At 36.4% G+C, this 7,558-nt stretch carries 6 protein-coding genes; 1 reads left to right on the forward strand and 5 read right to left on the reverse strand.

The window, feature by feature from the left end:
- Positions 1-805: 805 nt before the first annotated feature.
- The 5 genes from JCM21714_RS15250 to JCM21714_RS20245 form a co-directional block, all read right to left on the reverse strand.
- Entirely contained in the window at positions 806-1,495 is a 690-nt protein-coding gene (locus JCM21714_RS15250; protein WP_035725608.1) for an ABC transporter permease, read from the reverse strand.
- Positions 1,488-2,417, reverse strand: coding sequence for an ABC transporter ATP-binding protein (locus tag JCM21714_RS15255; RefSeq protein WP_035725611.1), 930 nt, complete (start codon positions 2,415-2,417; stop codon positions 1,488-1,490). The genes JCM21714_RS15250 and JCM21714_RS15255 overlap by 8 nt, the downstream gene beginning before the upstream one ends.
- A 77-nt stretch (positions 2,418-2,494) precedes the next feature.
- The gene (locus JCM21714_RS15260) at positions 2,495-3,421 is read right to left on the reverse strand and encodes a sensor histidine kinase (protein WP_035725613.1); all 927 of its coding nucleotides are present in this window, start codon (positions 3,419-3,421) and stop codon (positions 2,495-2,497) included.
- A complete protein-coding gene (locus tag JCM21714_RS15265) occupies positions 3,418-4,122 on the reverse strand; it encodes a response regulator transcription factor (protein WP_035725615.1) in 705 nt (234 codons plus the stop codon). Before JCM21714_RS15265 ends, JCM21714_RS15260 begins: the two co-directional genes overlap by 4 nt.
- 948 nt (positions 4,123-5,070) lie before the next feature.
- The gene (locus JCM21714_RS20245) at positions 5,071-5,193 is read right to left on the reverse strand and encodes a putative holin-like toxin (RefSeq protein ID WP_158413538.1); all 123 of its coding nucleotides are present in this window, start codon (positions 5,191-5,193) and stop codon (positions 5,071-5,073) included.
- Between the two features lie 370 nt (positions 5,194-5,563).
- On the opposite strand from JCM21714_RS20245, the gene JCM21714_RS15270 reads away from it, so the two are divergent.
- On the forward strand, positions 5,564-7,558 hold a 1,995-nt coding region (locus JCM21714_RS15270; protein ID WP_035725617.1), incomplete at its 3' end, for a DUF4011 domain-containing protein.

Below are 7,558 nucleotides of genomic sequence, written 5' to 3' on the forward strand. Positions count from 1 at the left end.
TGATGTATCACTTCATTTTTTCACTTTATTTTAGGTGATTTCTAAGAATCTCAATTAACACCTTATTCTTGTAGAAATATATGCGAGACGTAGAAAGGTAGACTAAAATATTAAGTCACGTAATTTATGGAACAGCTAAAATCCTTGAAAAATGCTACAAAGCTTAAGGAAAGTCTATATTTGGATCACGCAGGAAGCACTTATCATTATAAATCATTTGGTGTTGGATAAAAACAGAGATTTACCTAGGGGGGGACACTACTATAGCAACTGGAAAAAGAGTTAGAAATTCTATCTATGAGCTCGTTCCGAGTGTAGCGCATAAGAAGAAGCAATGCTATTATTCATGGTATATATATTGTTTAATTATGAATTCGGACAGTAAGATAGATGGCTGGGGGGAAATCAATTACAGTAGTAAATGAAAATAAAGTTGGAAGAAGTGAGCCATGCCCATTGGAAGTGGGGAAAAGCATAAGAAAATGCTGTGGTAATGATAGCAAATAATAGGTTGTCAAAATATTCCCTTGAATAAAAAATTCTTCACGGGATATCGTCTTCGCTTGACGGGATAACTCTCTTGCTTCACGGGATATGTCCCCCCCAGCTTGGCAGGATATAATGATTTATCCCGTCAAGCGAGTAATATAACCCGTGAAGCCGAGTCGTTATCCCGTCTACCGCATCACATATCCCGTGAAGAAAGAAGTTTCAACTAAATATTGATCTGTTTTAATAAAAAGGCAATAGCAAAAATGATTTATTGTGCCTACAACTCTTATCGTATTCCTCATGCCATGGTTTGTTAAAGATCTGCTTTTACCGATTTTGTAATAACGAGATAGGCAATTAAAAATCCTATGATTCCAAGAAAAATCGGAATAGCAATAAAAGAATAGAGATTCGTGGTGCTGTCTATGGATGAAAAAATTACTGCAATAATCAGAATAGAAGAAGTAATTGTCGCTGGTACGGAATATTTTCTCATGCCAAAGAATAATGGTATTAAAGCCATTCCAGCTGAACTCAGTGCAATCAAAAAGATGCGAAGAGCCCTTTCGGTCAGCATCTCTAAAGTTAAGGGATCGCTGATGTAGTGTACCATTGAATTTATAAAGGCAAAACTACTAAAGACAAGAATGTGGGAAAAAATAATAAAGAAAAAGGTAACAATACTTACGATAAGGACCTTTGCTACCAAAAGCTTTGTTCGATTTATCGGATACATGAACAATACAGAGATCGTTTTATCCCTGAATTCTTCTATAATCATATGAGAGAGAAGAACGGAAGCATAGATTACAAAGGCAGCCACGATAAATATTTCCATTAACATAAATACACTTTCATAATTAACCAACAATTCTGCAGTAGCATCTTTGTCTAGTCCCAATAGTAAAAATAAACCGATGATTCCTGCATTGATATAAATAAATGTTAATAAAAGACTCACAATATTCATCTTTTGTATTTCCAGTTTTATTAGGCTATGCATCTTTATTGCCTCCTTCAATTAGCTGGAGGAAATAATCCTCAAGCGATTTGCTTTTTTTATGAATGGATCCAATCTCAATCTGGTTTGTAACCATTGCCTGAATAACATCATTTTGCGAAATGTTACGATCATAGATATGGATAAGGCTATCTTGTTCTTTTATTCTGAAGTTATCGATATTTAATTCATTCTCTAAAACAAATGCAGCTTTTGCTTGATCTTTTACTTGTAATTCCAGATGTTCCACATATTTGCCGCGAATAATATCCATTGATGTTTCTTCGAGTATTTTTCCTTCGCGTATCACTCCGATCGTATCTGCTATTTGTTCGATCTCACCGAGAATGTGGCTGGAAATTAATAAAGACATTCCATATTGGCTGCTAAGGTTTAAAAACAAATTACGCATTTCACGTATTCCTTGCGGATCTAGTCCATTAAGAGGCTCATCAAGTATTAATAAGTCTGGTTTCGTAATAACGGCTCTTGCAATGGCTAACCTTTGTTTCATTCCAAGCGAAAATTCCTTTACGGGTTTCTTTTCAACGTTGATCAAATTCACTAGCTTTAATGCTTCATCAATCTCATTTTTATTGTGAAAGCCCATGTATCTGCAGTGAAGATCCAGATTTTTTCTAGCGGACAACTTCTCATAAAAAACAGGATATTCAATGGTACTTCCGATTCTTTTTAACACTTCAAAAGAAGTGGGGGGGCTTAATTTTTCTCCCAACACTTCGATTTCTCCACCAGTTGGTTTTACAAGATTCGTTATCATCTTCATGATAGTCGTTTTCCCGGAACCGTTAGGACCAAGAAATCCATAAATCTCACCTTTTTTAATATACATATTTACTCCTGATACAACTTCTGCACCATTGTATACTTTGGTTAAGTTGTGTGTTTGAATAATATAGGTCATCTTCTTGCCTCCTTTTTGATATAACTAACTATAGCAAAGAAAGATGTCATTTCTCTTACTTATTTCTTAAGTAAATCTTACGCTTTTTTGAACATAAGGGTAAAGGTAGTAAGTCTATGAGGAATACTGGAAAATTTGATCTGTCCATCTAATTGTTCTGTCAGCCGTTTGCTAATTGTCAAGCCTAGTCCGCTTCCTTGCGTAAATTCACTCTTTGATTCTTTAACGGTATAGAGGCGATCAAAAATACGGTCCTGATCGGAATGGGGGATCCCTTTTCCTTTATTGGTGACTTCGATCATTATACTCTCGTTATGTTGAAATACGGTTAAGCCAACGAAATTACCATCCTTTCCATAGTGAATGGCATTGGATAGTAAATTATGCAGAATACGGTTCAATGCTTCTTCATCACCATAAAAATAGAGAGGTTCTTTAGCTATATCTATCTCAACATCAAAGCCTTTGCTCATTAATGTGTCGTAATATCCTAAGACTACTTTGCGACATATTTCATTGATGTGAATACGCTTGCGTTCTAGTTGCCAGTCACCTGACTCCAGCTTTGCCAAATCAAAAAATTTGTTAATTAAACGTGTTGCATCCATCACTTTTTCAGATACTTTGGCTAACAAGTCAGCTTGTTCTTTGGCTGTATAGCTATTGTGCTGCAGGTTTTCTACATAACCTAAAATGATAGTTAAAGGTGTTTTTAGGTCATGAGATATATTGGTAAGCATGCGTTTCATGGAAATACGCATCCGAGCACTGTCGGCTAAGGATTCTTGATGATAATTAAGTAATTGATTAATTTCGATTAACAGTTGTTGTTCCAGCTTGTTTTCTGTCATTAATAAAATTCGATCTGAAGACTTTTTGGAGATGAGTTGATGTATCTTCTTGGTTATGTATCGAAGATTTTTATCTAACCTTTGCTTGGAAAGCTGTTGTTGGAAGAGTAATAAAAGCAAAACAAGGATAATAACAGACAAGGTAATGATCATTTTTTTAGCTCCATTTTATAGCCAATTCCCCAAATGGTTTTTATATATGTCGGGGGGGTGGAAGGATTATCTTCAATTTTACTTCTCAGCCTTCTAATATGAACATTGATGACATTGTCGTCACCATAATAAGTATCTTTCCAAACCTTTTCAAATAATTGTCCTTTTGTAAAGACTTGATTTGGATGTGCTGCTAGCAAACTTAATATCTGAAATTCTTTTGCAGTTAATCGGATTTCACTATTATTTTTATAGACTGTGAAGGTATCCAAATCAATGAGTAGGTCAAGTATTATTAGCTTATTTTCCTGTTTTGTCGAGGTGCCTTGAATGTATTGATTGGATCGTCGTAATGCCGCGTTTACTCTTGCGGTCATTTCAATTAAGGAAAAAGGTTTACCTATGTAGTCATCCGCACCAAATCCAAGTCCTAGTGCCTTATCAACATCACTGTCTTTTGCCGACATGATTAGAATGGGAACCAAACTTTCCTCACGAATTTTTTGCATTATTTCGATTCCATTACTCGATGGGAGCATCAAGTCTAGTAGGATTAAATCTACTTTTTCCTCTGAAAAAAGAGCTATTGCTTCATGGCCATCAAATGCAGAGATAACCCGATATCCCTCTTTTTTAAGATGATTAAGAACCATTTCATGAATCTGCTCATCATCCTCAACTAATAAAATTACTTCGTTCAAATTAATTCCGCCTTTCAATGGAAAATAAATCTAATTACTTGTTTTATTATCGTTCAATCAAGAGTTGTTGTCTATATGTTTTTCTATTATATTCTGTTCGGGTGCTGGTTCTAAGGTTGGTCTCTCAGAGAAAGGAGCAGGGGAAGGATTAGAAGTAACGTCTTGTTTGATAAAATTGGAAAAAATGAGCCATGCCCATTGGAGGTGGGAAAAAGCATAAGAAATGCAGTGTTAATGATAGCAAATAATAGATTGTCAGCGTATCCCTCTAGAATAAAGAATTCTTCACGGGATATCGCTTTCGCTTGACGGGATAACTCTCTCGCTTGACGGGATATGTACCCAGCTTGGCAGGATATAATGACTTATCCCGTCAAGCGAGTAATATAACCCGTGAAGCAGAGTCGTTATCCCGTCTACAGCATCACATATCCCGTGAAGAAAGAAGTTTCAACTAAATATTGATCTGTTTTTAAAAAAGGCAGTAGCGAAATTGGCTGCAGATGATCCTCAAGCCTTGAAATTCGTTCAAAAATAGATTCTATATTGAGAAATGATAAAATTGACAAAAAAATAAAGCCATATCAAGGCTTTTGTTCGTTTTTTTAGTTTTGAGGTGTCAAACTTCCGAGATAATGTGCTCAATTTTGAGTTATTATAAAAGCTACTTACTAGAAATTTTTAAAAAAGTTGTGGAAGAAAAATAAAAAGAGTAAGTGATTAGACCAGTGGCAAACAAAGATTAGTTCTCCATAACTGAGGTGAAAAAAGTATTAAACAGTTAATCTCACGTGATAAATAACCGGTGTATTTTTCGCGAAAATGTGGTATACTAAATAATAAGAAAACGAATATTAAAAAAGACCGCAGTTGGTGCTGCGGTCCCTAGATACCCATTCTTTGAATAGGGGGATTGGCGTTATCTAGTTCATGACCAGAAAATAGCCCTTACCCATTTTGCCGAACAGGGGGGCTATTTTTTGCGTTCAAAATAGCGACAACGACTGCGATTAGCGCGATGATCATCGTAGTAAACGAGATCATAAGTGTCAAAGCCTGGAACGTCGTCATGGCATCACCCCCCCCTTTCGGGGGGGATAACACCAACCACCCTATTCTTTAGTTATAGTTGTCGAATGAGTACCTATAATCTATTATACCATATATTCACTTTTCCCTTTGTTGTAAATTGATGTGATACCAAGGGTGTCACGATACTCCTCAATTCAAAAAAATAGATAAATAATATAACAATCCGCACTCTTGATGAAAATTAATGTAAAACCGTCGTTATAAGGGTGATTCTTTATATTCAAAGTAAGGTATATCAATATCACGGCTTTTACTTACTTCCAATCTCATAATCCACATGACCTTTCTTCCCACCACCAACTATAGTATAATAGCACCATCTAACATGTTAAAAAATGGGTGGTAGCTAATGAAGCATAAATTACAAACGTTAAGTGACAGGTTAAACGACATAAGCAGAAGCAATCGTTCAATACGTTTGCTGAAATTATATAATAAATGGACATTCGATCTAGCTGAGCTAGCAAAAATAGAAAAAAATTCAATGGAAATATTAAAGGCACTCACAGACAACAAATCGAAGCTGTTTGTAAAAGAAAAGGCGGATAACCAAACAGAGTTGGCACTCTCACGAAAATTAACGACGCTTTTCCGTAATATTCGCTCGATTGAAGAGGAAACAGGTCTATATGATCTTTATTTAGGCTATCCAATGATCGAAGGCGCTATGTCGGATGGTACCTATGTCAGAGCGCCATTGTTTTTATATCCAGTTCGACTGGAAAGAAAGAAGCGAAATGGCGTCGAATGGCATGTCGAGTCAATAAGTGATCAAGCCCCACAACTGAATCGCACATTATTTCTAGCGTTACAAAAGTTAAGTAATATTCACGTACCAGAGTCTTTGTATGAGGAAGCAGAAACAAAGGCGACATCACTGAACATCGAAGAGTGGAGCAGCTGGTTGGCTGATCATAACTTTACGATAACAGCCAATAGGTCTGAGCAATTAGAATCCGTCGAAGAGTATACGAAAGATACGATACCTGCATTTGATAAAGGATCATTCCGTCTCAATCAGCAAGCAGTAGTTGGTCATTTCCCACAAGGAAATTCAGCTATTTTACGCGATTACGAAAAATTTGTCGAGATGCTTGCGCAGGGACAGGAAGATTTAGGAGTGGTCTCCGAATTCCTTGATCTTAACGTCCAGGAAACTGGTGAAGAAGTAGATAATTTACCCTCTAATAACGAACAAACTTATCAGGATAAACTAGCAAAAGAGAAAAATAAATATTATGTACTTGAGACGGATGTCTCTCAGGAAAAAATACTGGATGCCCTTGATCATGAAAAAGGCATGGTTGTTCACGGCCCACCAGGAACAGGGAAGTCTCAAGTGATTGTCAATATGATTTCCAATGGGATCGCCAAGGGACAGCGGGTCATGCTTGTTACCCAAAAGCGGGCGGCGTTGGATGTCGTCTATCAAAGGTTGGATGCACTTAATCTGTCATCGAATGTCGCATTACTGCATGATGAGAAGAGCGATCGTAAATCCTTTTATCAAAAATTGAATGTCCAACTGAATCGTGATCATTCTTACCAGGATCTCGAGCACGCATTTGATCAATTATCTCAGAAAATTATAAGTACGGAAGATCAACTGGACAAAATAGCGAAAGCGTTATTCGAAGTGCAGCCTCATGGCTTTAGAGCCTATGATTTGTATGGACTAAGTAAAACAGCGAAAGAACAAGAAAAAATGATCCCATTAGAAGGTATCTTAGAAGAGCTGAATAAACAAAATCTAGCGGACATTTTACGAAAAGTCAGTACCTATGGCAGCTATTACGCGACATTTGGAAAAGACAATCCTGTAGCTGATCGCAAATCTTTTTCAGATATGGAGATAAAGAACAGGATTCAACTGATCGAAATTCTGGAAAATGCCATTAAAGAATCAGAACAAAGCATCAAGCATTTAGACCATTTTAATGATGAGGACATTACCCCGGCATATAGCCGTCAAATCGATAAAAAGCTTGAGAAAATCTATGACGACTTACATACTGAAGGCAAAAAGACCCTGCAGAAACTACGATTATGGTTATGGACAAGCTTCACCGGTAAAACGATTATTGAAGAATTACTGGATGGTGAAAAGTTCAGTGGATTATCATCAAAAGCATGGCCAAAATTAAAAGAAAGTTTAACGATTCTTTATGACTTATCCCAGGCAACAGAAGGCTTGTTCCAACAATTAGAAAAATTAGGACCGTATTTTTCAGGCGACTCGATTAAGAATCTAAAAACACGGGTATCCAAAGGTGACATTCCGTTAGAAGTATTGAAAAAGAAACAATCGTATATCTGTAAAGCTTCACTTTATTCCATTCAAAAC

The organism is Gracilibacillus boraciitolerans JCM 21714 (assembly GCF_000521485.1).
Lineage (GTDB): Bacteria > Bacillota > Bacilli > Bacillales > Amphibacillaceae > Gracilibacillus > Gracilibacillus boraciitolerans.

What these genes read in the sequence shown, in the direction of transcription:
- JCM21714_RS15250 (WP_035725608.1), bottom strand. Translation starts at nt 1,495, where the DNA reads ATGCATAGCCTAATAAAACTGGAAATACAAAAGATGAATATTGTGAGT.
- JCM21714_RS15255 (WP_035725611.1), bottom strand. Translation starts at nt 2,417, where the DNA reads ATGACCTATATTATTCAAACACACAACTTAACCAAAGTATACAATGGT.
- JCM21714_RS15260 (WP_035725613.1), bottom strand. Translation starts at nt 3,421, where the DNA reads ATGATCATTACCTTGTCTGTTATTATCCTTGTTTTGCTTTTATTACTC.
- JCM21714_RS20245 (WP_158413538.1), bottom strand. Translation starts at nt 5,193, where the DNA reads ATGACGACGTTCCAGGCTTTGACACTTATGATCTCGTTTACTACGATG.